Below are 25,765 nucleotides of genomic sequence, written 5' to 3'. Positions count from 1 at the left end.
GTACAAATTACTTAGTAAGAATCATTTTTTTAGTTTCCACGTAATTTCCAGCTTTCAGGACGTAATAGTATACGCCGCTAGATAAAGAACTTCCCTTAAATTCATAACGATAAGAGCCGGGATTGAGTTCACTGTTTACGAGCTTTGCTACCTCCCTTCCAAGGACGTCATAGACAGCAAGTTTTACGAGTGATTTCGCAGGGATCTCGAAGCCAATAGTCGTCGTCGGGTTAAACGGATTCGGGTAGTTTTGCTTCAGTGAGTAACCGGACGGGATCTCAGAACCAATCTGCGAGATGCCGACAGGATTGTAAATCCGAGTCAATATCCAATAAATCACGTTAGACTGGCTTGCGCCGTTGTCATAGTTTTGTCTATCGTAACCATAATTCGGGAAGAACGACAAAGCATTATTCGGATATGCAACTGCCTGCACACCAACATTAATAGTAGTCCAGTTCCATATACCTACGTTCGTATTAGAAGGATTGAAACACTCAGTACCGCCAAGTCCATTAGGATAATCGTATATATCCTTAGAATAAGCATACTTCCATAATTGCTCGGTAACCGGCGTAACGGGAATTACCTGAATTCCGTGAATGGTATAATTAGTTGTTAAAAAGAAAGTGTGGGCATCTATTCCGTTCTGATAAAGGTTAGTTACTATATGATAATTATTCGTATAGTATGACGGATAAACCGGGTTTGTTTGAGGAAGAGTAATGTGATAATATTTTTTGACAGCTCTAACCTCCTGCTGGAGATACAGCGCTCCGGTGTTTTTAATATCATCATTGCCCATAGCTAAACCAAAAAGATACATTCCATACCACGCGTTAATCGCTTCACTCGAGCTTTCCTGGTTTTTACCACCGCCGTACGGGACAAGACCATTCGCCCATGAATTGCCATCGAACCAGTCTTTATACCTGTTAAGGGCGTAATGTCCATCGCTTCTATTAGGATTTGCAATATCTCTAATCAAATCCATTACCCTGTTCAGGTAATGGTTGCTATTTGCTGTAAACCAGCCCGGGTCTTTCTTTGCGATCGCAGCCGCGGTGTAAAGTATATAGCCATAATGGAAATGATGGTCATTATATAATGCACTGCCGTAATCGGTGCCCGCGCCAGTCGGTGAACTTACGCTATCGTATGACTGACTGGAAATAAGACCACCATATTTAGCATCGTATAACACTGAGTCCTTAAACGTTGCTGATGGAAGTAGTGTTGGTTTTCCATCGAGGTAAGCACCAAGATATAGTTTAAGCGAATCCCTCATCATCTGAACAGTATTTTGGACTGAGGCATACCTGACATTATCCCTTTCAAAGAGTTCATCCGCGATAACAATGGCGCGCGCGAGCTTAGCAAGGTTCTTACCCCTGCTGTAAATATCCTGCCACAAATATAATCTGTTAAATAAGAATAAATCCTCATTCACATAATGCTGTACTGTGTCACACCATTGAAGTGGAACTGTGGCAAGTTTTCCATTTTGAGGGTACCACGAATAAACGGGCAGATCTTCAGTCATTGTCCATGATTTGCCGTAAACCTCAGTAAGATTTCCTTTTAGGACGGCATATTTTAAAGTATTTGACGTAGGGTTTGAAATAATGTCGGCATGGTGCGGAAGCGCCATCATCAATAGAGAATCGCTTCCAAGCGAACCCTCATTATACCGCGTGAAATTAAAGTTGATCGAGGCTGTAGAGCTGCCGGTACCAATAGATGCAGCCACTTCTCCTTTTACAGGAACGAACTTTGCATACCTATTGAGTAAGTTTATCTTATCAGTAATCTGCTGTGAAGTGATTCCTTCACCGTCATATGTAACATGAGCTACACGCAAGTAACCTGTGAAAGGTCCTGTGGCTACCAGTCCCAGAGTTTGCGGAGATTGAGAAAACTCAAGTGTAATACTGCTAGAGCTGTATATCATCCATGTTTGCGCTCGGAATGCTGTTCCGGGACTTCCGGTCGTCTCCACTTTAAAAGACGTTCCTGTAAACTGCTGACCGTTTGAGACTGTGAGATCATTTACTTTCAGCACAGCCGGACTCGGGAAGTAAACACCCGGTATTACGCTATTATATATCATAGTGACATAAGGCATGCCTCTGACGAGAGGAGCCTCATAGTACTGGTTTGTGTTAGATGTATTTGTAAATCGTATTGTAGCCGACAGGTCAGTGTAATCGTTCTTAATAGATGGTTTTATATTAGTGGGGTTTGTTATTCCCATAAAAAGGAATGCCCCGTCATCCCAGTTAATTATCGGAGTCGTCCCACCGGTTTCATTGACCTGGAACGGTTTGTAATTTATTGCAAGGAGTCCTTTTGGATTAGAGTAACTGACATAGTTCCAACCAAAATTGACCTGGTACGGGTAAACGAATGCCTTATTTCCTCCAAGGTTTCCCGAAATGCTCGGATAGGAGGTCTGCTGTAAAAGGAAATTATTAAACCAGGCATTTGTAGGATACGGAAAGGAGAGACTATCAAACATTTCATTAAAAGGAGGTTTGTTCTGTACTTGCTGCCATGTTGGAGACGGAGCCGAAGTTGAAATCGGAGACCCGTAATTCCACTGGGAATATACATCATTAAGACCGAAAGGAATTACAGCCAGTAAAATGAACAAAACGGTAAACTTTTTCATTGGTGTTGGTTTTAAAAGTTTGGATCCCGCCGTAAAATGTAAGTTAGTAAAAAGATTATCAATTAGAAAAGTAAAATTCAGGTAGGTATAAAGTAATGTAAATTATAAGAATAAGACTGCACGTATTGACCCTATTATTGCATTGTCATCCGAGCTGTCTGCTTTAATATCTACTATTAACGTATCCTTATCACCTCCAATTTTATACTGCCCGCTTTTGTCAGTGGAGATGGTTTCGATCAATTTTTGGAAGAAACTGCTCTTAAAAACCTGGTGTTCCTTATCTTTTGGAAACTGCAGTGAAATCTGTCCATTGTTAATAGTAATCTTTTCCAGTCCGAGCGATGTTGCTTTGATCTTTAGTTCTACCAGTTTAAAAAGATTTTCAACGTCTTCCAGGAATTCACCAAATCTATCTACCAATTCGGCTTTAATCGTTTCCAGCTCTTCCGTATCCGCAGATTCAAATATCCTTCTATATATATTCAAACGTTCGGTGTCATTGATGACATAATCTTTCGGTATAAGCGCTTTCAGGTCATGCTCTATTACAGCCGGTTCAGTGAGCGGTTTTACTATTTTCGAAACTGATTCATCCTTTACCTTTTCAGTTTCACCCAACGGTTCATCTTTGAAGAGGTCTTTAAATTCGTCTCCTTTTAACTCCGCGACAGCTTCATCTATAACACTCATAAACATATCGAATCCTATCTGCTGAATGAACCCGCTCTGCTCTTTACCGAGTAAATTCCCAACGCCCCGAATCTCCATATCACGCATAGCAAGGTTTATTCCCGAACCGAGGTCGGTGAACTCTTCGATCGCCTGAAGTCTTCTGACGGCAGTCTTAGTCATCTTACCGCCCGGCGATATAAGGCACGCGTATGCCTGCTGTTCGCTTCTTCCAACCCTTCCTCTTAACTGGTACAGTTCGGCAAGTCCGAACATATTCGCATTATTTATAATGATCGTATTGACATTTGGAATATCCAGCCCCGATTCGATGATCTTTGTGCAGACAAGCACATTAAGTTTCTTCTCTATGAAATTTACCACAACATCTTCGAGTTCGCGTGAATCCATCTGCCCGTGAGCTATACCGATCTTTGCAAGCGGGAGATGTTCTTTTATCTTATCAGCAATATCATCAAGCTTCCCTATTTTATCATTTACAAAATATATCTGCCCGTTCCTTTCAAGTTCGGTTTTAATTATTTCCGCAATCTTTTCCCAATCCCTGCTGATAATTTCGGTCTGGATCGGTTTACGATTTTTGGGAGGAGTATTAATTACCGAAAGGTCCCTCGCGCCAAGAAGCGAGAAGTTAAGCGTCCGTGGAATGGGTGTAGCGGTTAGGGTAAGAGTATCCACATTCGGCTGGAAGGTTCTCAACCGTTCTTTTGCCTTCACGCCAAATCTCTGCTCCTCATCTATTATAAGCAGCCCGAGATCTTTAAACATTACGTCCTTTGACAGAAGACGGTGAGTTGCGATAACGATATTAACCTTCCCCTGTTCGAGCCTTTCAAGGATGAGCTTCTGTTCTTTGCGGGGCTGAAAGCGGGATAAAACCTCTACATCTACAGCGTATGGAGATAGCCTGTCACGAAAGGTGTTATAGTGCTGTACGGCTAGGATCGTGGTCGGCACGAGCACGGCTACCTGCTTATTGTCGAGCACCGCTTTGAACGCGGCTCTGATGGCAACTTCAGTCTTACCAAAGCCTACATCACCGCAAACAAGCCTATCCATGGGGTTTTCAGATTCCATATCCTCTTTTACATCAAGAGTAGCCTTATATTGATCGGGGGTATCCTCATACATAAAACTAGCTTCGAGTTCATTCTGCCAGTGCGTATCGGTATTGAAACGAAAACCCTTCTGCGATTTTCTTGATGCGTAAAGCAGAATAAGGTCCCGTGCGATGTCTTTGACCTTGCTCTTGGTTTTCTGCTTTATCTTATCCCACTCACCACCGCCTAGCTTTGTGAGCTTAGGAACAAATCCCTCCGTGCTGGAATATTTTCTGATAAGATGAATATAATTCAGATTCAGAAAGACAGTATCCTCATCGGCGTAAGATAGTTTAAGCACCTCCTGTTCGTTTCCTCCGACTGTGATCTTTTTAAGACCGGCAAAAATCCCTATCCCAAAATCCCTATGAACAATGTAATCACCAATCTGCAGTTCCTTGAGCTGTGAGAGGCTCAGTCCTCTGAACTTCTTTCGACGTTTTTTGTACTGCTTAAAATAGCGTCCGAATATCTGGTGTTCGGTAAAAACGACCAACCCGGCTTTTTCATATATAAAACCACTCTGGACCGAATCAGATACTACTTTGAATTTGTCCTTTATTGGATTTTTGGCAACGTTTGTAGTTCCGTCGTGATGTAATTCGGAATCTTTTTCAAAAACAACATCATCCTCAAAATCCTCGATGAGTTTCTTTATTCTTTTTGCCTGGTAGTCATCGGAGCAGAGTATATATATTTCATCGTCTTTTTCCAGGTAGCCCGCGATACTGCCATAAAGGGCTTTCAAGTTAGAGTGAAAGTCCGGCTGGGGCCTGCAGTCAAATTCAATATTTAGATCAGTATCTACATCCAGATGCCCGGTGCTTTTAAAACTGGTGACAAATAGACAGTTCCTTTGAAGAATTTCATCAGCGGTTTTACCAAGTTCATTAAGCGTAGATTCGGGTTCGTCTATAATTATCAACGTATCATCTGATACATAATCAAGCACGGTACTGTCCTTTGGGGCTTCCTGTTTTTCTTCAGAGAATATGTCGCTGGTGCTAAGGTTCATTCCCATTCTAACGGATTCGACTTGCTTAAGAGATCTCTGGGTAGTAATGTCGAACTCGCGGATTGATTCTATAGTATCACCAAAAAACTCGATACGTAAGGGCGTGTAATAGCTCTCCGGAAAAATATCTATAATGCCTCCCCTAACAGAAAAATCCCCGACTTCCTCAACGAAATCCTTTTCGATGAAATTGTAATTACCGAGCTTTTCTATAAGGCTTTCAAAGGGATACTCTTCACCGGACTTTAGCTCGATGACGGAATTTTGGAATATCTCTTTAGAGATGATCTTGTCGGTAATCTCTTTGGTCTGGGCAAGCACTATGTACGATGAGTCCTCGGTAAGATCGGTGAGAGTCTTCGCAAGCTCCTCCTCATAGTATGCGCCTTTAGCTGAATAAATGGAGATGTTTTTACTGTCGCTGAGCAGCGATAGGTCGTCCTTTACTATTTCCAGCGTGGATTTATCGCCGGAGATGAAGAAAATCTTAGGGTTTACGTTTTTGTGTATGTATTCGGTGATGAATGATAAAAGCGAGCCATTCACTCCGCTAAGGAGAGCTTTTTGACCGGTGATTTGTTTCAGGGCTGTGAACTCTGTGCTGTGAAATAGTTTTTTCTTAATCGCATCCAGCATAGTATTACCTAACCCGCTTTTTACTAATTAAATTCGTGAGGTGTAAAAATTCATCAATGGAGAGGCTTTCCGGCCTACGAGAGAAATCAAAATCCATAGTATTAGCATCAATCCCGCTTTCTTCGAAGAATTGTTTGAGCGAATTGCTCATGACCTTTCTCCTCTGTCCAAAGCTGGTACGCACGACGGTCTTAAAGAGATCTTCGTTTTTAATGCGGAGGTCTTTTAGCGTGAACTTGACTACCGATGAGTGGACACGGGGTTTTGGGAAGAATGCGGTAGGCGAGACATTAAAAAAAATCTTTACGTCACTATATAGACCGGTCTGTACAGCTAGTATCCCGTAATCTTTAGTATTGGGTTTGGCGGTGAGGCGGTGCGCGACTTCTTTCTGCATCATCATTACAGCAATACTAATGTCGGATCTCATATCGAATATTTTAAACAGGATCTCGCTGGTGATATTGTATGGGATATTGCCGATAATCTTTATCTTGCTCTTGTTGTTAAATAGTGATCGTATCTCTTGCCCGGTAAGTTTTAAGAAATCTTTGTGGACAAGATTAATTTTGTCACCGTATTCCTGTTGTAAATTTTCATAGATACTTTTGTCTAGCTCGACGGCAGAGTAGTTGCAGTCTTTTTCGACGAGGAATTTCGTAAGAGCACCGTGTCCGGGACCAATCTCGAGGACATTATCTCCCTCTGCTATTTCCAGAGATGATATTATCTTTCGGGCGATGTTATTATCGACGAGAAAGTTCTGTCCGAGAAATTTCTTCGGTCTATATTTTTTATATTTTTCTTTGTTGGAAAGCAACTCTTCGGAAGAATTTATTCAACGTAATAGATATAATTAGTAATTCGCACAAAGTAGCCGGAATTTCCACCGCTCATATCGCTCCATTGATCGCCAACGTTTCCAACTATTGTATAGCCGTTATCAACTAACTCCTGCCGTCTCCGGGTTTTGTATTCGGCGGCGGTAAGTTTTATCTCCTTGGGGTCCCTGCATATTAATGTGTCGAAAACATTATAGCCAACATTTACAAGATTTGCCTTTGTAACATCAAAATAGTCGGAAGTTCTACCGGTAATAAATATTATGTGAAAATTACGGGAGACGAAATAATCGTATAGATCTTTAACCGGCTTCAATGCCACCGCTTTTCCGCTCTTTACCCATTCGTTCCATCTTTCGGAGGAGTAGGGAATATGTATTGTATCAAATTCAAAATTAGAGAGGGCAGTTTCATCTATATCGAATACAACTGTAGACATCTCCTTCACTTCTAAAAGTGAAAAATATTCCTTAGCCTGCCAAATGATACCGTTTATCTCCTCATCATATCCACCGGAAGTATAATACTCATAAACATCCTTTGTATCAGTAAGTTCAAATGCCTGTGATAAAACGTTTCCGCTTTTTAGAAACAATAATATTGTAAGTACAAGGAATATTCTTGCTTTCATATCATAATTAAGTTGTACAGGATCTATTTAGGACTTAGTGTTAAAAGATTAAAACCGGATTTTTCTATATTAGCTCGTGAGTCCTCAATCTTTTTATATTCCCCGTTAAGCCATAACCTCGATTGATCGCGGTAATTAGCGTGGAGAGGCTGGCCTGACTGACCGGTAGTAATGATAGTGTAATACTCCGACGGTTTTGACATATCGACAATCATCCGCATCGAAGGAGCAAGTATCGTCATATATTCACCGGTATTCAACGCTTTAGTAAAACTATATTCGGAATTTGTTATGGTAGTTCCGTTTCCACTAATATCATACGGTCCTATATTTAAGACAGCACTCAAGGCAGGCACGCTTCCCAGCGGGTGTTTTATTAAAACCTTATGATATAAACCCCAAACCCAATTATTCATATCATCACCACCTGTTCTCTGTTTCAGGACATTGACCGCATCATAGAAACTTTTTCTAATCACCCGATCCCGGCTCTCCGGTACAGCAAGCAGGTTACCCGGTTTAAACAAAACAGATCTATTACCTTTCAATAATCTTGCAGTATTTCTAACAGGAATGCCTTTCACATACATATATTCTCTGAACAGATCTTCACCCATTCGGGATTCATACAGATTGAAATAGAGTTCTTCTTCAAATTGAGCAAAGAGCATTGCAGCAGCACTTGAAGTACGCATATCATAATCCCAATCCTTTAATAACTTTAGGTAATTGAGATATTCCATTTCAATCCCAACTGAGTCAGTGAACGAATCAAAAATATACTTACACCACTCTCTTGCCTGCATGCTCGAGACATTATTCTGTATAAGCTTAAACTCTTCGGTAGAAAATATTTTACGTGAATTAAGTATATTCTCTATCTGGGCAGCCCGGTAATCAGGCTCAAAATGATTTGAAATGTAAAACGGGAAATTTTTAACAGGTGGATTATTAGCCGATACGATATATCCTGTATCAGGATTCAAGACTCTTGGTAATTGGTCAAAAGGCACATATGATTTCCATTTAACAGAACCATTCGAAGGAAAATAAGCCTGCGATCGATCGGAAAGATTTTCTCTTACAGGAATATATCCGGCGGCTTGATAACCAATACTTCCGGAGGTATCCGCATAGACTAGGTTCAATCCCGGAGTGCCAAAATTCTCCAATCCCTTTCTGAAATCTTCCCAGTTAGCAGCATTATTTACATTGTAAACTGCACCTACTTCATCACTCATATCATAGCCTGTCCACTTAAAAACGAGTATTTTTCCCTGATCTTCCCCTATCTTACGCTCGCTTGCAAAGCCACTTTTCTCAAGACCTGATACGACCGGACCTAGCACGGTACTATAAGTAGTATAGTAATAATCATCTGTTTCATTTTTTATTTTGATAGCTTCGACAGTACTGTCCATGCTCATTATATGTCCGTCAAGTAAATATTTCGATCTGTCAGCATTATCTCTATCGAGTATATAAAAGTCGGAATCGTCGTTCATTAGGTTTGTGATACCCCATGATATGGCATTGTTGCTTCCTATTACGATACCGGGAGCTCCAGGAATGGAGAAACCTCCAACCCTACTTCCTTTTGAGTTATCAGTCAGATATACTTCATACCATTTGCATGGTACACTGAGGCTGAGATGAGTATCATTAGCTAAAATTGGTTTACCGGTCTCGGATTTCCTCCCATTCACAACCCATGCATTACTCCCTACACCGGTTCCCTCCTGTATAAAATCTCTTCTATATGAACTAAGTATCTCAAAGAAATCGTGTCCACCTTTTTCCATGAACGAAACATTGGAACTTTCAGATGTGCCAAAGTAGCTTACCGGTCCTTTAGTAGAATCGGAAGTTTGTTTCTGATCACTCCCGCTTTTAATAACAAAAACATTGTTCTCATTATCATCGGGAATGAACTCCTTTGCTAATGAAGGACCAAACTTCCTAATCAATTCGGTAAATAAATAGTCGGTGTACCAGGATTGATTTAACTCCCACCCCATCATCCTAACAACCATCAGAGAATGTTCAGGTTTCCAGTATTCTGGTTTGTAATTAAGAACGTCAAACTCAAGCGGTAAGACAGACGAATGCTCATCTATAAAAGCGTTTACACCACGGCAGTAGCTCTCGAGCACACTTCTGGATCTTTCCGAAAGCTTTGGATAAATTTCATAAGCAATTTTATAGATTCCAAGTGTACGGAATAAAATATCATATTGGAGAACATCCTTTCCAAGTATTTCCGAAAGCCTCCCCTCTGCAACGCGTCTAGCAATATCCATTTGCCAAAGCCTGTCCTGCGCATGCATATATCCCATTGCAAAATAAAGATCCTCTTCATTTCCACAATTAACATATGGAACCCCAAATCGGTCCTTGTAGATCTCGATCTTTGAAGTTATTCCTTCTACCTCGACATTCCCGGTTTCGTTATAAAACGACTTCTCTGTCAGATCCGTAAAAAGTAAACCAAGTGTAATTACCGCAGATATAATGAGTAGAGAAAAACCTATAATTGGTTTTAAAGCAGGTCGCATGAAAGAAATTTACTCAATTAAATGTGTTAAAATGAGGGGAAAATTCTAGGGGGAAAGTAAAAAAATAATCCAGACGGCATTACCCGTTCAATCTATCCCGGCAGCTTCCAGGAGGACTTAGGAAGCATCAGCCGCCTGAGATTATTAATACTCTAGATAAAAGATCAGGATGTATAAGAACATCCGTGAGGCGCTCCATCCGCTAGCTCATTATAATCCCTTATGGTCTGAGCAATCAATTGAGAATCCGGATCATACTCATGCTCCAGGTCAAAATGATCCGTAGCATCCTGCATAACCTTATCGTACTCGCCAACGAGCACAATATCACATGTAATACCCGTACCCGGGTACTCAGCCCCCATAAAAACCTTTTCAGACATAATATTTCTCCTTTTTTTGAGGTTGGTGAAAAAAAACTGACCGGAAAAAACCTTTTTTAAAATAATTTGGTTTATATAGTGAATTTATAGGCAAAAATATAATAAATCAAAGAAAATTTTTTGATGAAATAGCAATTTTATGTTGTTGCTATTCTCTACAGCAATTTGGAAAAATGCAAATTTTATATATTTTTTGCTATTTTTTATTTATAATAAAATATATATAATCATAAAAAATCTGGCAAAAAAAATTTAGTACATTGGAAAACTCAAAATTAGTTCCTCTTCTTCAATCCCTTGATAAAGAGGAATTCAAACAGTTTGGGAGATTTGTAAAATCAAAAGTTTACAACCCCAATAAGAACCTCATTAAGCTATATGAGGAGCTTAAAAAGTATTATCCTGACTTTAAGCCCCGTAACATCGAACAAGAAAAAATCTATCTACACATCTTCCCCGGAAAACCGTTTCACATAGGAATCATGCGAAATCTTATTTCGGATATGATGCAACTGGTAAAGGACTTTTTTGTTTACAGTGAGTCCGTAAAGGATACATTACGTCAAAAGACATATTTGCTCAGAATGCTCGACGAAAAGGAACTACAAAAATTCTTTGACAAAGAGCTAGCAGAAACCAATTCAATATACAAATCTGAAAAAGTCTTCAATGAGCTTAATGAGTTGGATATGTATTATGTACGTGAGGCAGAAGCAAAGAACCTCAAGAGAACATTACCTGTGGGCAAGGCTAGTAAGTACTATAATACTATAAACAATAGGGTTGACAACCTGGTAAATTTCTTTGTTGTATCGGTACTAAAGGAATATTTTAATCTGATCTGCGGAAGGACAATTGTCAAGTTTGACGAGAACTTAAGCATGAAGGATGAGGTTTTTGCATTCATAACAGCTAACAGAGAAAAATATTTTTCGATCCCTATCATAGATATTCTATATCATTTTATTCAGCTAAAGGAAAGAGACATTGATGATAAGATGTTTGAACTAGTAAAGAAAAAAATCTATGATAATGAAAAGAATCTTTTAAAGAACGATCTTAAAAATCTTTTTTTGGAGCTAACAAATTATTGCGTAAAACGGGAACTGGATGGCGAGAAAAAATATTTGAAAGTATCCCTTGAGATCAAAAAGGAAATGCTTGATTGCGGGCTATATTACCATGACGACGGGTATCTCTCAGGTCATGCATATTCAAATATTGCTGTTACAGCTTATAACGCAAAGGAATTTGAATGGGCTGAAAAGTTCCTTTATGATTACAAAGATAAACTAAGACGAAGTGAAAGGAATAATTCCTATAATTATAATCTGGCTTTAAAATTTTATACTCAAGGTTCATTGACAAGTGACCCTGACGAAAGGAAATACTTTTACGAGACGTCCCTTAATCTACTATCTATGGTAAAAATCGAAGATTATTTTTATGAAACAAGAGTAAAGCTGTACCAGATCAGAATCTATTTTGAACTCGACGAACTGCAGAGAACTCTATTCTTACTGGACACACTGAAGCACTTCCTTAAGAAAAACAAGGTTATGCCAAAGGACACAAAGGAAAGATTTAAAAGTTTTGCAGATCATGTATATCACCTTATAAAACTAAGATCAGGATCAGACAGGGTTTCGTTCGAAGAGTTTAAGGAATCAGTTAAGAATGCTCCGATGATATCGTCAAGAAACTGGTTAAGGAAGCAGGTCGAAAGGCTGGAAGCTGACAGGAAGAAAGGCGTAAAGCCTATCAAGCCCTATGAAACAGCTAATGCATAAGGATAAGCCCTAGAATACCTCCTATGATGATAAGGTAAAGGGATTTGAGCTTGAACTTATATAGGCAGAACAACGAAATTAACGCCAGGGCTGCAGTTATATAGTCATTCACCGCCGCACCGGAAAGCAGGTAAGCAGTGGAAAGTATGGCACCAATTGCTGCAGCGTTGGCTCCTTTTATAAAACCCCTCACGTAAAAGTTTTTGCTTATCTTTCCGATAAACCGGGCGAGTATCATAACTGCCAGAAACGTAGGGAGGAAGATGCTAACGGTACAGACAATTGCGCCCGGTAAACCCTGTGTAAGGTAACCGATGAAAGTGGAAGTTATGACAACAGGCCCAGGTGTTATTTGACCGAAAGCCAAACCATCCAGAAATTCCTTTGAAGTAATGTAGCCGTAGTTATTTACCACCTCCTGATTTAATACTCCAACTATAACAAACCCGCTTCCGTAGGTCAGGGCTCCTACTTTCATGAACAGGAGCGACAATTCGACAAGTTTTGAATCAATGAAAGATCTTGCGGTTATGAGGAACTCGGAGATTGCCTTTGCTGACACGGCGAATAATAAAAATCCTGACCGGGTAGTTGTCTCATCATTTTTTTTCTCTTTTATTATGTAAAATATGAGCGAAAGCAAACCAGAACCAAGTATCACAAACATTATCGGAAATTTAAGAAATATTGTAAGGACTATGGATAAAGCAAACAGAAGGTAAAGGAAATAATCTTTGTTGAATACTCTGGAGGCTAGCTGTAGCCCAGAGTATAATATAATAGATATGACCACCGGGCTTACGCCGTAAAGAATAGAGGTGACGTAATATGTGTCTTTGAAGTTCTGATAGAATATAGAGAAAAATAATACGATCAAAAAAGACGGGAGAACGAGCCCAAACCCACCGGCGACTGCACCCATTATACCGGCTCTAAAGTAACTCATATAGAGACAAACCTGAAATGCTATCGGACCGGGAGCGATCTGGGAATATCCAAAATAGTTTTCGAAATCGTGTGCGGACACCCATTTTTTATCATCGACCAAATCATTCCGCATATTAGCTATGATCGCAATCGGTCCACCAAAGCAGGTCAACCCAAGATAAAAGTAGTATTTAAATATCTCTAATATCTGCAAAGTCATTTACAAAATAAAAAAGCATTCATTAAGTTAAATGAATGCTTTTGCAAAAAAAAGAAATATTTATCTATACTTATTTCCTGCCGATATAAAATGATACACCGCCGAAGAAGCTTACAGCGCTCATAGTCCTGCTACTGGAGAGAAGCGAGTTTACACTCGGGTCACTACCGTCCATCAGGTAAAACTCACCTTCCTGGTTTGCCACTTTAACATCTTTTCCTATAAGATTCATAAACGCAAACCTTGTTCCCATATTAAAACCAACCGGTGAATTCTCGATACGGTAATTATATCCAACATTTAGACCAAGACCGAACCTAACATTAGACTTCATGGTATATGAAACTTCATCCCCGGGTGCGGCTGCACCAGGAATCGCATATGGATGTGTTTCGTTAACCCTGCCAAATATAAAACTCATTGTCAGATCCAATCCGAACGTAAAAGATGAAAGATTTTTCTTGTCGGTATATTGAGCAATCTCAAATCCTAGAGCGGCGGATGGCATTCTAAGTATTACTTCGCTCGTTCCTGTTGTATCCACAGGTACATAAGTTGTTTGACCATTAAATCCTGTTGTAGGCCAGTTAGGTGGAATAGTACCATCGGGGTCATGAGACCTTCCGTCTTTATCACCCGAATATTGTGAATAGCCCAATGTAAAATACGGTCTCAACTGAGCCATTTTATATGTAACAACACCAAGCTTAACGGTAAGTCCACCTCCATAACCGGTGTTAGTTCCGTAGTTACTAAAATTCCAAAACCCTGTTGCATCACCTTTCAAATCCATTAAAGGTAGTTGGTATCCTGCATTTACCTCTAAAATGATACCAGGCTTTCTTTTTATTGTTTTAGTAATCTGGGCATTAGTGCTTCGGGAGATAAAGCAAAAAACCAGTAAGATTAAGATTGTAAAAGAAGATTTTGTCATAAGACCCCTCAATTTAATTTTTTTTAAGCAGGTTGAGCTCATTGGTCCAAATAGTGCCAATGATACAGCCGAGCAATCTTGCTCTGTTTTTGGGAAGTTTAAAAAAGGCTGCTCTTAAATAAATTAAACTCGAGTGTCAGAGCAGCCCTAAAACAAAGGGGTGAATTTCCTATGGCAAATATATAGAGGTTTTTAACTAATGTCAATAGAAATCTTAGTATAAATACTCTGATACAGGAAATTTTTAAGCAGAAATGCTAACTAATCTTATTTTTCATTAACGGCTTTTTCATATTCCTCTTTTATATAGCTCATCAAAAACCCCGATTCAGGATAAGATTTCATGCCTTCATCCAGCGTTTTTTTTGCCTGATCCATGTCCCCGTCATCACCTCTTTTAATATATGATAGAACTTCATACCCAATTGCCCAGTCGTGCCCCCAATCCGGGTAAAGTTCATTCTCAGGTTTAGTAGTTGTAAAAAGATCACTCGATTTACCAAGAAGCTCAAGAGCTTTATCTGCGCCACCACCAAAGGCATCCGGTGTCCAATAAGCAGAGATCCCTCTTAGTAAATAATAGCGCGGGTTCTTTTCGCCGTACTGCTTTGCTTTCGGATCTGTCTGCTGATCCACAGATATTATATCGTTCATTTTATCCTGCTCATATGACCAGCGACTGAAGTTTAGAAACATCTTTAGAATGTAAGCGTCCGCAAAGTCACTTTTATTCTGGATTACTCTATCAATTATTTCCAATCCCGATTCGGTATATTTTTGCAGATTCTTCATGACAGATTCATCGGGCTTTCCTGCAGACAATTCACTCACCCCTAGCATGTAATCACAAAGAGCGACGTAATAATTGACCAACCACTCATCTTTTTTTAACTGTAGTATCCTTTCGAATTGTCCACGGATCTTTAACAATTCGCTCTTATCCATTTTATTCATAGCCACAGTCAATTCGGTTTTTGCATCAGACATGGCATCTGAAAAGTCATCTGCTTTTGCACTATTGGAGTAGATGACAAGCACCGCAACAATCAACAAAAGTAAGTATTTCATTTTCTCTCCTGTATAAGGTTTATGTTTTAAACTTTTAAAAGGCAACGCCAATCCCAAACCAGATAGTTCGCTCGTTAGTAGAGACGACCGGAATCTGCTGTGAGTAGTCGAAGTTATACGTGTATGTAAATAAATTTTGTTCATTAAATGCATTATTCAGTGCAACGAACCCAACCGCGAATTTCCCAAGAATTGAAAATATATATTGCAGGTTGAGATCCACTCTTTTATATGTTGGGAATCTTCCACTATTATTGTCAGCATAAGTAGGAATGTAAGCATTCTGCGAGGGGTCATACGTGCTACCTATTACAGGTGTATATGGCTTTCCCGTTGCGATCCTAAAAGTTGCTCCCGCTGTGAGTTCACTTGTAATATTATATGAAGCTACTACCACCAGATTATGAGTTATATCATAGTTAGCGGATGACTCAATAATATCCGTGTATTGTTTTCTCTTTGAATCCGTATATGAATATGATATCCAACCAGTGAATTTTTGTTTGAATCTCGTTTTGAAGAAGAAATCTATTCCTCTGGCAAAGCCGTCGCCTGAGTTTGTATACATATTAAGTGACGTGTCAAGCGCAACAAGGTTTCTGTAATCCTTATAATACCCTTCGAGCCTTATTATATAATCTCCGTCATCATTGTATTCATAGCCGAGTATATAATGTATAGCCTCCTCCGGTCCAAGATTGCTATTATTGCCGTTAATATTATTACCAAGTGAAGTGTATTGATGGTATATCCCCGTTGCACCTTTAATATAATCTTTGTCCGACAATCTGTAAACCATAGATAACCTTGGGTCGAAGTTTACTTTTTCCGAAAGGGTATTATAATCACTTCTTAGTCCGGTTATTGTATAAAAGTCCTGCAAAAGTTTTAGCTTAAGTTCGCCATAACCGCCTATTCTGCCTGAGTGAAGAGCACTAGAGTAATCAATGTAGGGCGCATCCGGTCTAATATTATAAGAATACCGTGGTGCTATTCCAGTTGCGCTATATTCATTATATTCATATTCAAGCCCAGTCTTCAGATCGATATCACCATTCAATGGTGCAGAATAGTCTGCTCTTACTTTTCCGTAGGTCGTGATGTCGCTGTTGTTTAAGACACCAAATCCTACGTCAGAGTTATACCTGCTGTAGGAAGTACTAATTTCAAACAAACTGCTTGATGAAAGTGTTTGAGACAGTTTAAGATTACCAAAAAAACTTTTTGACTGTGACTCGAAATAGCCATCATACGTTGGGCTTGTTGTATAAATTCCTACCTTATCCTGCGAATAATTCGAATAAAGTTTTAGGGTTGTATTATCGCTTGGTTTATAAGTAGCAGTACCTCCGAGTCCCTGTGTTTCAGGGATTGGATTGTAGTCATCCGCTCTACCATGAAGTTCAAGGAACGGTTTCAAATATGAGAATGAGCCCTGGAAGGTACCACCAAGCACCCCGTCATCCGATCTGTAAGAACCGGCAAGACTGCTGAGTCCGAGACCTAGTATGGCAAACATGCCAGTATTCCTCGGCATATCGTAACTTTGTAAGTCAAGCACAGCGGAAAGCACATTTCCAAACTCAGCAGGGAAACCGCCGCTTGTAAAATTAATTCCCTTTAATCCCCATGGATTTACAGTAGAATATGATGAGGTATTCGAAGCGTTATCAAATATAAAAGGATTATATAATGATGCCTGATCGAGTATAGTCAGCACTTCACCAGGGTCACCTCCCCTAACTGCAATACGGCTTCCTTCATCCACCTGGTTACTTCCCGGGAATGTAGTAATCGCCCTGTAAAGATCGGCATCTGCCCCGGGGATCCTAACTATTTCCAGAGGTGTCAGGGTAAGTTTTGAATTTTCACCGGTTACAAATGAGCTTGCCGTGACAACTATCTCATCCGTTGTGACTTCTTTTGACATAACGATCTTCAGCTCGGTTTGCTGACCTTCCTCAATGCTTATAGCAATTGCCTGTTCGGAATAATCCAGCGCAGTTATAAGCAGGTTAAATTCGCCCGTCTTTTTTGTTTCGAACTCGAATTTACCATCTTTATCGGAAGTAGCGCCGTCTATTGTACCTTCGAGTACCAGGTTAGCACCCTCGATAGGTTTACCCTTTTTAGTGGTAACCGTACCGTATATCCGGGCTTTTTCCTGTCCGTATGACACGGAAGCCGTAATCAAAGAAAATAAAATTAATAGTAGTAGTAAGCGTGTCATTTCAGTTTTATAGTTAGAATTTTAATTTATTGATCTCTTTTGCAATGTTTATGTCTTTGTTGGTTATCCCACCTTCAGAATGTGTAGAGAATGAGACTTCGATCTCCGAGTACTTTAAAGTAAGCCAGTCCGGGTGGTGATCGAACTGCTGACATAGAGAGCCAATGGCAGTTACAAGTCCCATTGTCTGCGGGAATCCGTCAGTTTTAAATTTTTTCTTAATTGAATCATCGTCTCTTTCCCAACCGTCAAGTGCATCGAGCTCTGAAGTTATCTGTTCATCTGTAAGCTTAGCCATTTGTTTCTCCTTTATTGTTTTTTATTATTGACTCAAGTTTGAAAATATAATCTTCGAATGCCTTATGACCTTTAGAGGTTATTCTATATATAGATTGGGGCTTGCGGTCAACAAACGATTTATTAACTTTTACATACCCGGCATCCTCGAGCTTCTTCAGGTGAACACTTAGATTTCCGTCGGTTGCATTCGTCTTTTCCCGAATGAACTTAAAGTCTGCCTCCTCTACGCTAATAAGTACCGCCATTATTGCAGTACGGATACGGGAGTGCAGTATTTCATCTATTTTTTGATAATCGAATTCGCTCATTTTACGCGTGGGATACTAGATCCTTTTTCCATCTAAAATATAAAACGAAACCTGGGATAATAGAGAATAAGCTAAGCATAATACCATACAGCAACATTATTTCAATTCCATCCATAAAAAACAAAACCGCGGCACCAATCCACCAGCCGAAAGCCACCATTAAAATAAAACCCGACCGCTGAACTCTTGAGCTGATGTAATTCGCACCGCCTGCTATAGCGGCTATTATAGGGCAAATCGCATCGTAGGGAATTACTTTAGCCGGTATCCCAACAAAAGCAATGACCGCCATTGTTATACCGGCTCCGACCCACGTGTGAGTTATCATTCTGCCGGCAAAGGTTTTGTGTTTCTCCTTTTTTCTGTCGCGTATCCCGAAAATTATCGAGAACACCCAACCGATGACGATGAAATTCATCCAAAGCCAGTTAATGAAATTTTCTCCCCAGTTCTGGCGCACTCCGATATAGGTTCCAATAGACGCAATACCGACGACGACTCCCCACAGGATATAATATTTACCATTATCCAGAGCAGCCCTGCGGCTGTCTTCCATTACTTTTTTTATAAAGGTAATCTCGGTTTCAAATTGTTGTGTGGCCATGTTATTTCTTCCTATTGTACTTTTACTTTGTATTCTTTTTTCCATTTATTATAAAAATAAAGTCCGGGAATCACCTGGAATAAAATCATCATTATTCCGAACAAGGCAAGCGTGTGGATACTATGCCAAAAGAATAAAACTATTCCTCCCGTCCACCATCCGAATCCAATAAAATACATCCATTTGGTCTCATAAATTTTTCCGCTGGCAAAATATGCTACACCCAAAATGACAGACATTACCGGAGTAATAGCAAGACCCGGGAGAGTACCAGACATAGAGCCTATAAATCCAACGATCCCCAAACCAATACCGGCACCAATCCACAAAGTACTAAGTATTTGCTGTCCGAATGATGTACTATTTTTATAACCTCTTTTCCTTTTATAAAGAAAAAAGGTTACTAGCCAGCCAAAGCCAATTATTACAAACCATTCATAGCCGTGCAGTAGCGGTATCTTAAAGAAAAATTTTGAATATTGAAGACCAATACCGATAACAACGAGAACTCCCCAGAATATATACCCGACCCCTTTTTCTACCAGGCTTTTTCTGGAGCTTTCGATGACCCTCTTTATATAGGTTAATTCGAGTTCTGCCTGTTGTGATTCCATGATAAATTTGCTTTAATTAAAGTACTTTATTTTTTAAAGTACTTTACAAAGATATAAGGAATTATTGATAATGTCAAGGGAAGGAATAAAAAACTCTCAATGAGGGCTTTAAGAAATTGTAGTTTTTATGTTTGCTTACTGTCCCTGGGAACGGCTATAACCTTCAACACCGTTGAATTTATATAGATGCTCGGTCTTCACGAAGTCGTATCCGGCATCATCCAGTCTTTTCAAGAGGTCGAGAATGTCATTATGGGAGAGTATCTTCTCGGATTCGAAGCGACATCTCCATTGATCGGCGCAGAATATATTGGGCATGCCTTCGGGCCAAACTTTAATACCGCGGTTACTGATCCCGGTTAGCTTCATCGTTTCATCAGAGAATTCGCTCAGTTTGCTTCCCAGAGCTTCCGGCGCACCAGTCCAGTCAAGATAGACATCGACACCTACCAGCTCCTTTTTTTCTTTTTCATGAACGGTTACTTCCTGGCGCTTAATCTTCTGATCGCCTGTATGGGAATACGAAACCGGTTTTAATACTCTTGGCTTTTGTCCGAGACGTTCTATAACAGCATCCGTGAATTGAGTTGTCCCGACTTTCTTCTGGTTAAGGTCTTCGTTATAAAGATCAGCAGTAAGTATACCGTCCTCGATGGTGGTAAGCCATGCGTTATGAACTTTTTCCGCAACGTCGTATTGTCCAATGTGGACGAGCATCATCACAGCACCCATAAGTAACCCGGACGGGTTAGCTATATTCTTTCCTGCGATGTTTGGAGCGGAACCATGTATAGCTTCGAACATTGCATAATCGTCACCAATATTTGCAGAGCCGGCAAGACCGACCGAACCGGTTATCTGGGCCGCGATATCAGAAATAATGTCACCGTAAAGATTCTCTGTTACAATAACGTCGAGCGTGCCCGGTCTCTCCGCAAGGAATGCTGAACCGATATCGACAATCAAAGAATCGCTCTCTATTTCCGGATACTCGCTAGCAACTTCATTAAATACTGTGTGGAATAATCCGTCCGTCAGCTTCATTATGTTATCTTTGATGAAGCACGTCACTTTCTTCCTGTTGTTATTGCGCGCGTACTCGAAAGCATACCGGCATATTTTTTCCGAACCGGGGCGTGAGATGAGTTTAAGGCAGGCGTAAACGTCGTTTGTCTGCCTATACTCGATACCTGCGTAAAGATCTTCCTCATTTTCCCGTATCACGACTACATCCATTTCGGGATGCTTGGAAGCGATAAAGGGATTATAAGATACACACGGTCTGACATTAGCATATAAACCCAGGGTTTTTCGCGCAGTGACATTAAGACTTTTGTAGCCCCCGCCACGTGGTGTGGTGATAGGTGCTTTAAGAAAAATTTTTGTCCGCATCAGGGAATCCCATGATTCCTGCGAAATGCCGCTTGTATTACCGGCAAGGTAAACCTTCTCTCCGATGTCTATAGTCTCGATGTCAAGCTGTGCTCCCGCGGCATCCAATATGCGCAGGGCTGCTGTCATTATCTCCGGACCAATTCCGTCGCCATAAGCAACTGTTATCGGTGTCTTACTCATTAAAATTAGCTCTCTTTAATATTTTTAATTATTTCATCGCCAAATTCCGAACATTTGAGCAATGTAGCGCCGTCCATCAATCTCTCAAAGTCGTAAGTGACTTTCTTGCTTTGTATAGTCTTTTCAATGTTCTCATATATCAGTTTCGATACTTCGGTCCATCCGAGGTAATCGAACATCATCGCGCCGGATAATATCACTGAACCCGGGTTTACTTTATCCAGACCGGCATACTTTGGAGCTGTTCCGTGAGTAGCTTCGAATATTGCGTAACCGTTTTCAAAGTTTATATTCGCACCCGGTGCAATACCGATACCGCCAACCATAGCGGCAAGTGCATCGGAAATATAATCGCCATTAAGGTTCATTGTGGCAATTACCGAGTATTCGGCAGGTCTTAGAAGGATCTGTTGAAGGAATGCATCTGCAATAACGTCTTTGATTATCACCTTTCCGGCTTTCACCGCCTCATCCTGCAACCTGTTCGCTTCGTCTTTTCCTTTTTCCTCTGCTATCCTGTCGTACTGCGCCCATGTCCAAGTCTGATCGCCAAATTCTTTCTCAGCCAGCTCATAACCCCAATTCTTAAACGCACCCTCGGTAAACTTCATTATATTACCTTTGTGAACAAGAGTAACTGACGGGAGCTTTTTATTGACTGCGTATTCGATTGCCGCCCTTACAAGGCGTTCGGTTCCTTCCTTCGATATCGGCTTTATACCAAGTGATGTCGTTTCCGGGAATCGTATCTTTGTTACTTTCAGTTCATCAATAAGAAATTTTTTCAGTCTGTCCACCTCTTCCGTTCCATACATATACTCTATCCCTGCGTAAATGTCTTCAGTGTTTTCCCTAAAGATATGCATGTCAACTTTTTCCGGATGTGCAACAGGTGTCGGTACACCTTTGAACCATCTTACAGGTCTCAGACATACATACAGATCCAGTATCTGTCTCAGCGCAACATTAAGCGATCTGAATCCGCCGCCAACCGGTGTTGTAAGCGGACCTTTGATGCCTACTATGTATTCTTTAAATGCATCGAGTGTTTCGTCGGGGAGCCAGTTCCCTGTTTCATTGAACGCCTTTTCACCGGCGAGAACTTCCTTCCACATTATTTTTTTACTTCCGTTATATGCTTTCTCTACAGCAGCATCAAAAACCCTATGTGATGCAGCCCATATATCAACGCCAGTGCCGTCTCCTTCTATAAAAGGTATTATCGGAAAATCGGGTACGTTAAGCTTCCCGTGTTCCCCTACGGTAATTTTTTCTCCGTCCATTGTTGTAACCTTAATTTTGAAAAACTATAATTTACTAAATATACCCCTCTTTTTAAATCTAATTAGGGTTACTATTATAATTTTATTATATTATATAATAGAGCGAATAGAATTTAATTAAACATAATTTTATGGATCCAAAAGAACTCGAATTGATCCGGCATTTCCTTTCTACAATATCGTACAGGGCTGAAAAAGCTCTGGAAAAAGCTCCTGAGAATTTCCCCGATCTCCAGCTCAGGGACGGGGTTCGTACGCCCAAGGAGATCATGCACCATATAAATGAGCTAATTATACGTACTAAAGCCAGGGTATTAAATCGGGACCTTAATAGTATAGTAGTTGAGCCTTTAGGCTGGGAGGACGAGGTGAACAGGCTGTTTTTTTCAGTAAATGAACTTGATAACGCAGTAGTAGAACACCAGGACAATATCGATCCTGAACTTGCACGCAGATTACTGCAGGGACCACTTGCCGATACAATGACACATATAGGTCAGCTTGCAATGCTGAGACGAGTCGCCGGAAGTCCTATAATCGCAGAAAACTTTATGGGAGCAGATATAGGAGCGGGGAAGATTAAAAAGAAAAAGTGAACCTATCTCATTGATCAGGGTATAAGAAGAAAAGCTTTATTATGAAAAAATTAATCACTGCTTTTCTTTTTGTATTTATAATCATGACGGTCGAATCATATTCGCAGGATTTTGATATAGTCACATTCGAAGGTGAAGAATATTTCGTTCTCCCAAATGATTTTGACCCGTACAAGACAAGCCTCGACTATTTATATCCAAATTATATAAATGTATTTAGTCTTCCTGATGGTAAGTGGATCGCTTTCCTTCAAAACATGCCAGATAAACCCAGCGTTACCGGCGAATACCGCAATGGACTTGCTAAAGGTATGTGGAAACTCTATTCGATCGATTGGACTGACACCACATCATATGTCTTCCTAGAGGTGGAATACAAGGATGGGAAACGCAACGGTGCTCAAAATTATTATAATACACCCGCCAATCTCTCACAGACATTCAATTTCAAAGATGATAAGTACCACGGTGACTTTTTCTCATATGGTGCTGACGGATTGATACTTTTGAGAGGACAGTATATGTATGGTATACCTGTGGGTGAATGGGAATATTACAATTTCGACGGCTCGCTCATGCGTATAGAATCATACAAAGAAATAATCCCCGAAGACTCAGTCGAATTCTATTCCGATAAGACCAGATACCAACAACCCGAAGTACTAATGGCAGATCTTTTCTCTGATAATATGTACTATGCAATAGAATACATTCCTTCAGCAGAGGGAGTCTGGAAAGAATATCACCGGAACGGAAAACTAAGCCGTGAGAAAATATATTCAGGAGGACTGCTAAAACATGTTAAGGAATATTACGAGAATGGAAACATTAAAGCCGAAGGCAAAACAATAGCAGGGATAGATTATGGAAACGTTCCGATAAAAAGAAATTATACCCCCGGTGAAGACAAACAGTACGTCGAATCGGGTTTATGGAGCTATTATGATGAGTCCGGAAATCTTATAAAGAATGAATTATATAAGAATGGTAAGCCATATAGAGGAGAGGATTTTTATAAACCGGAATGACGCCAAACCCAATAAAGAAAAGGCTTGACATTAATACAATAAATATGTAATTTTGTCTTAAGTGAAAAGGACGACAATATTAAACACCCTTAGCCCTGCCAAAAGCTAAACGTCCAATTTCACGAATCTCTATAGTTTTTAGGGTTCTTTATAGCACTCACCCCTTTTAGAGTAAAACCGGGTACCGGGTCTTTTTTAGAAGAGCTAATCATTTTTCCCCTTTGTTAGAATTTCGAATTTACGACCAGGTGATCCGGTTTTTTATGTATAAACTGCATTGAACGGATAAAGTGTTGCAGTCATAACACCGCGTGTGATCGCAGGATCGCTTTCCATGATTGCTCTTGCCTCATCCTCGCTATCCGCATCAAAGACCACGATCCCGAACGAGCTCCTATCATCAATAGTCCTGCCAACATATTTAACAGTCCCTTTTTCATACAGATCAGTAAGATGCTTGAAATGAACGCTCACAGCTTCCCTTTCGGCATCAGTCCAACCTTCAGGACTGCGTAGTCGCTCCTCTGTTAGATTCAGGACATAAATGTAGGTGGTGTGTTTTTCTTCGGACATTGATTTAAAATAAGTTTACAAAATTTTTTCTCCCGGTAGTAAACCCGTTAATGAAATTAAAACAGCTTACAAAGCCGGGAGAATTTTAACTTTTATTTTACGAATAACATCTTTTTTGTTTCAGTGAATCCGTCAGTGATCAAAGTGTAATAATAAACCCCGGTACTATAACCAGCTCCGTTAAAATTAACTGAAAAATTTCCCGCAGATAATTCTTTATTCACCAGCGTGCTGACCTCCTGCCCAAGTGAATTATATACTTTTAAATTAACATAACCGCTCCTGAGAATGCTGAAATCTATACGCGTTTCCGGGTTGAACGGGTTCGGATAGTTCTGCATAAGCCTGTAATCATCCGCGATACCGGACTGCTGGTGTACGGATGTCACTGTGTACGGCAGTGTCTGGTTCCAGGTATCCTTGATTTCGGTAGAATCGAGTGCCCTGCGGTAAAAGCGGAACTCATCCATCAATGCGCCGGAGGGAAGGCTGTTATTTACTGATGAATTATATCCCCCCACTTTAAATGCAACAGCAGAAGTTAAATTTAATTGAGGTTGAACTGTAGTATCTTGATAGACACCATTAACGTATGTCGTAACTACTGAAGTTGCAGAATCATATACGATATGGATTACACTTGGACCTGGTAAAACACCAGTTATGTCAATATTTCTAAGAACAGTCTGGTTTAACCCGCGCAATGTTATATTACCTGACCCTACTGCACCAGCGCTGAAGCATCTAAAGCTAGTTGAAATATCGTTTCCCATAATATATGCGAAAGTTGAAGCAGGATAATTGCTAATCCAGAAAGAAATTGTCCAGCTACTTTGTCCCAAATCCATAACCCAACCGGTGTTTAGGTAATTGGTTGCTCCATTTCCTCCTGTACCAACCAATGCACTGTCGAATTCCCCACCGGGTCCAATCAAGTGCCCTAAAACACTTGCAGGATTCGTACCGGCGCCCGGTATCGCATAGTTTGGAGTATTGGACGGACCGTTATTACTGAACTTGTAATACAATATTTCAGGTTCTAAATATGTCTGTGCTGAAAGAGACACTGTTATCAATAAAAAAATTGGTATAAATATCTTTTTCATATTATTAATTTTTACTTTGAAGAGTAAAAAGAAATTAATCCTCTAATCTTATATAATCAATAATCTTGACGATGTACCATAAA

The 25,765-nt window shown here is 40.1% G+C and carries 21 protein-coding genes; 3 read left to right on the top strand and 18 right to left on the bottom strand.

The window, feature by feature from the left end; all coding sequences use genetic code 11:
- Positions 1-7: 7 nt before the first annotated feature.
- The 6 genes from H6614_09080 to H6614_09055 form a co-directional block, all read right to left on the bottom strand.
- Complete coding sequence (locus tag H6614_09080) at positions 8-2,671, bottom strand: T9SS type A sorting domain-containing protein (GenBank protein ID MCB9243814.1); 2,664 nt, start codon at positions 2,669-2,671, stop codon at positions 8-10.
- Positions 2,672-2,773: 102 nt separating this feature from the next.
- Positions 2,774-6,115 (bottom strand): transcription-repair coupling factor, encoded by a 3,342-nt coding sequence (mfd, locus tag H6614_09075; protein ID MCB9243813.1) that lies wholly within the window; start codon positions 6,113-6,115, stop codon positions 2,774-2,776.
- A gap of 4 nt (positions 6,116-6,119) precedes the next feature.
- Complete coding sequence (gene rsmA / locus H6614_09070) at positions 6,120-6,935, bottom strand: ribosomal RNA small subunit methyltransferase A (protein MCB9243812.1); 816 nt, start codon at positions 6,933-6,935, stop codon at positions 6,120-6,122.
- Positions 6,936-6,949: 14 nt separating this feature from the next.
- Positions 6,950-7,588, bottom strand: coding sequence for a hypothetical protein (locus H6614_09065; GenBank protein ID MCB9243811.1), 639 nt, complete (start codon positions 7,586-7,588; stop codon positions 6,950-6,952).
- A gap of 23 nt (positions 7,589-7,611) precedes the next feature.
- The gene (locus H6614_09060) at positions 7,612-10,143 is read right to left on the bottom strand and encodes a penicillin acylase family protein (GenBank protein MCB9243810.1); all 2,532 of its coding nucleotides are present in this window, start codon (positions 10,141-10,143) and stop codon (positions 7,612-7,614) included.
- A 164-nt stretch (positions 10,144-10,307) separates the two neighbouring features.
- Entirely contained in the window at positions 10,308-10,526 is a 219-nt protein-coding gene (locus tag H6614_09055) for a hypothetical protein (GenBank protein MCB9243809.1), read from the bottom strand.
- Between the two features lie 260 nt (positions 10,527-10,786).
- Between H6614_09055 and H6614_09050 the strand changes: the two genes are divergently transcribed.
- Positions 10,787-12,316, top strand: coding sequence for a hypothetical protein (locus H6614_09050; protein ID MCB9243808.1), 1,530 nt, complete (start codon positions 10,787-10,789; stop codon positions 12,314-12,316).
- Here H6614_09050 and chrA read toward each other — a convergent pair.
- The 10 genes from chrA to icd all read right to left on the bottom strand — a co-directional run bounded on the left by chrA (position 12,306) and on the right by icd (position 22,379).
- Positions 12,306-13,457: a chromate efflux transporter gene (gene chrA, locus H6614_09045; GenBank protein MCB9243807.1), complete on the bottom strand. Its 1,152-nt coding sequence runs from the start codon at positions 13,455-13,457 to the stop codon at positions 12,306-12,308. The two genes, H6614_09050 and chrA, sit on opposite strands and share 11 nt — an antisense overlap.
- Positions 13,458-13,533: 76 nt before the next feature.
- Positions 13,534-14,256 carry a hypothetical protein gene (locus tag H6614_09040; GenBank protein MCB9243806.1) on the bottom strand — a complete coding sequence of 241 codons (723 nt, stop codon included), beginning with the start codon at positions 14,254-14,256 and terminating at the stop codon, positions 13,534-13,536.
- 408 nt (positions 14,257-14,664) lie between these two features.
- On the bottom strand, positions 14,665-15,465 hold the full coding sequence (locus H6614_09035; GenBank protein MCB9243805.1) for a hypothetical protein: 801 nt from the start codon (positions 15,463-15,465) through the stop codon (positions 14,665-14,667).
- 34 nt (positions 15,466-15,499) lie between these two features.
- Positions 15,500-17,695 carry a TonB-dependent receptor gene (locus H6614_09030; GenBank protein ID MCB9243804.1) on the bottom strand — a complete coding sequence of 732 codons (2,196 nt, stop codon included), beginning with the start codon at positions 17,693-17,695 and terminating at the stop codon, positions 15,500-15,502.
- Positions 17,696-17,708: 13 nt separating this feature from the next.
- On the bottom strand, positions 17,709-17,993 hold the full coding sequence (locus tag H6614_09025; GenBank protein ID MCB9243803.1) for a 4a-hydroxytetrahydrobiopterin dehydratase: 285 nt from the start codon (positions 17,991-17,993) through the stop codon (positions 17,709-17,711).
- On the bottom strand, positions 17,986-18,303 hold the full coding sequence (locus tag H6614_09020; protein ID MCB9243802.1) for a transcriptional regulator: 318 nt from the start codon (positions 18,301-18,303) through the stop codon (positions 17,986-17,988). The genes H6614_09025 and H6614_09020 overlap by 8 nt, the downstream gene beginning before the upstream one ends.
- A gap of 1 nt (position 18,304) precedes the next feature.
- Positions 18,305-18,859 carry a hypothetical protein gene (locus H6614_09015; protein MCB9243801.1) on the bottom strand — a complete coding sequence of 185 codons (555 nt, stop codon included), beginning with the start codon at positions 18,857-18,859 and terminating at the stop codon, positions 18,305-18,307.
- 59 nt (positions 18,860-18,918) lie between these two features.
- Positions 18,919-19,521: a hypothetical protein gene (locus H6614_09010; protein ID MCB9243800.1), complete on the bottom strand. Its 603-nt coding sequence runs from the start codon at positions 19,519-19,521 to the stop codon at positions 18,919-18,921.
- A gap of 135 nt (positions 19,522-19,656) precedes the next feature.
- Positions 19,657-21,096 (bottom strand): NADP-dependent isocitrate dehydrogenase, encoded by a 1,440-nt coding sequence (locus H6614_09005; GenBank protein ID MCB9243799.1) that lies wholly within the window; start codon positions 21,094-21,096, stop codon positions 19,657-19,659.
- Positions 21,097-21,101: 5 nt separating this feature from the next.
- A complete protein-coding gene (icd, locus tag H6614_09000; protein ID MCB9243798.1) occupies positions 21,102-22,379 on the bottom strand; it encodes an NADP-dependent isocitrate dehydrogenase in 1,278 nt (425 codons plus the stop codon).
- 131 nt (positions 22,380-22,510) lie between these two features.
- On the opposite strand from icd, the gene H6614_08995 reads away from it, so the two are divergent.
- Positions 22,511-22,975, top strand: a complete 465-nt coding sequence (locus tag H6614_08995; protein ID MCB9243797.1) for a hypothetical protein — start codon at positions 22,511-22,513, stop codon at positions 22,973-22,975.
- Positions 22,976-23,016: 41 nt separating this feature from the next.
- A complete protein-coding gene (locus H6614_08990; GenBank protein ID MCB9243796.1) occupies positions 23,017-24,003 on the top strand; it encodes a hypothetical protein in 987 nt (328 codons plus the stop codon).
- A 261-nt stretch (positions 24,004-24,264) separates the two neighbouring features.
- Here the strand turns inward: H6614_08990 and H6614_08985 are convergent, their stop codons facing one another.
- A complete protein-coding gene (locus H6614_08985; GenBank protein MCB9243795.1) occupies positions 24,265-24,477 on the bottom strand; it encodes a hypothetical protein in 213 nt (70 codons plus the stop codon).
- A gap of 191 nt (positions 24,478-24,668) precedes the next feature.
- Entirely contained in the window at positions 24,669-25,682 is a 1,014-nt protein-coding gene (locus H6614_08980) for a T9SS type A sorting domain-containing protein (protein MCB9243794.1), read from the bottom strand.
- Positions 25,683-25,765: the final 83 nt, after the last annotated feature.

The organism is Ignavibacteriales bacterium (assembly GCA_020635255.1).
Lineage (GTDB): Bacteria > Bacteroidota > Ignavibacteria > Tepidaquicellales > Tepidaquicellaceae > JAEYVS01.
Note: the sequence above shows the minus strand (reverse complement) of the source record. Positions and strands in the feature narration are given on the sequence as shown.

Excerpts from the sequence above, each read along its gene's own strand:
- H6614_09080 (MCB9243814.1), bottom strand. The coding sequence starts at position 2,671 with ATGAAAAAGTTTACCGTTTTGTTCATTTTACTGGCTGTAATTCCTTTC.
- mfd (MCB9243813.1), bottom strand. The coding sequence starts at position 6,115 with ATGCTGGATGCGATTAAGAAAAAACTATTTCACAGCACAGAGTTCACA.
- H6614_09065 (MCB9243811.1), bottom strand. The coding sequence starts at position 7,588 with ATGAAAGCAAGAATATTCCTTGTACTTACAATATTATTGTTTCTAAAA.
- H6614_09060 (MCB9243810.1), bottom strand. The coding sequence starts at position 10,143 with ATGCGACCTGCTTTAAAACCAATTATAGGTTTTTCTCTACTCATTATA.
- H6614_09055 (MCB9243809.1), bottom strand. The coding sequence starts at position 10,526 with ATGTCTGAAAAGGTTTTTATGGGGGCTGAGTACCCGGGTACGGGTATT.
- H6614_09040 (MCB9243806.1), bottom strand. The coding sequence starts at position 14,256 with ATGGATTTGAAAGGTGATGCAACAGGGTTTTGGAATTTTAGTAACTAC.
- H6614_09035 (MCB9243805.1), bottom strand. The coding sequence starts at position 15,465 with ATGAAATACTTACTTTTGTTGATTGTTGCGGTGCTTGTCATCTACTCC.
- H6614_09030 (MCB9243804.1), bottom strand. The coding sequence starts at position 17,695 with ATGACACGCTTACTACTACTATTAATTTTATTTTCTTTGATTACGGCT.
- H6614_09025 (MCB9243803.1), bottom strand. The coding sequence starts at position 17,993 with ATGGCTAAGCTTACAGATGAACAGATAACTTCAGAGCTCGATGCACTT.
- H6614_09020 (MCB9243802.1), bottom strand. The coding sequence starts at position 18,303 with ATGAGCGAATTCGATTATCAAAAAATAGATGAAATACTGCACTCCCGT.
- H6614_09015 (MCB9243801.1), bottom strand. The coding sequence starts at position 18,859 with ATGGAAGACAGCCGCAGGGCTGCTCTGGATAATGGTAAATATTATATC.
- H6614_09010 (MCB9243800.1), bottom strand. The coding sequence starts at position 19,521 with ATGGAATCACAACAGGCAGAACTCGAATTAACCTATATAAAGAGGGTC.
- H6614_09005 (MCB9243799.1), bottom strand. The coding sequence starts at position 21,096 with ATGAGTAAGACACCGATAACAGTTGCTTATGGCGACGGAATTGGTCCG.
- icd (MCB9243798.1), bottom strand. The coding sequence starts at position 22,379 with ATGGACGGAGAAAAAATTACCGTAGGGGAACACGGGAAGCTTAACGTA.
- H6614_08995 (MCB9243797.1), top strand. The coding sequence starts at position 22,511 with ATGGATCCAAAAGAACTCGAATTGATCCGGCATTTCCTTTCTACAATA.
- H6614_08990 (MCB9243796.1), top strand. The coding sequence starts at position 23,017 with ATGAAAAAATTAATCACTGCTTTTCTTTTTGTATTTATAATCATGACG.
- H6614_08980 (MCB9243794.1), bottom strand. The coding sequence starts at position 25,682 with ATGAAAAAGATATTTATACCAATTTTTTTATTGATAACAGTGTCTCTT.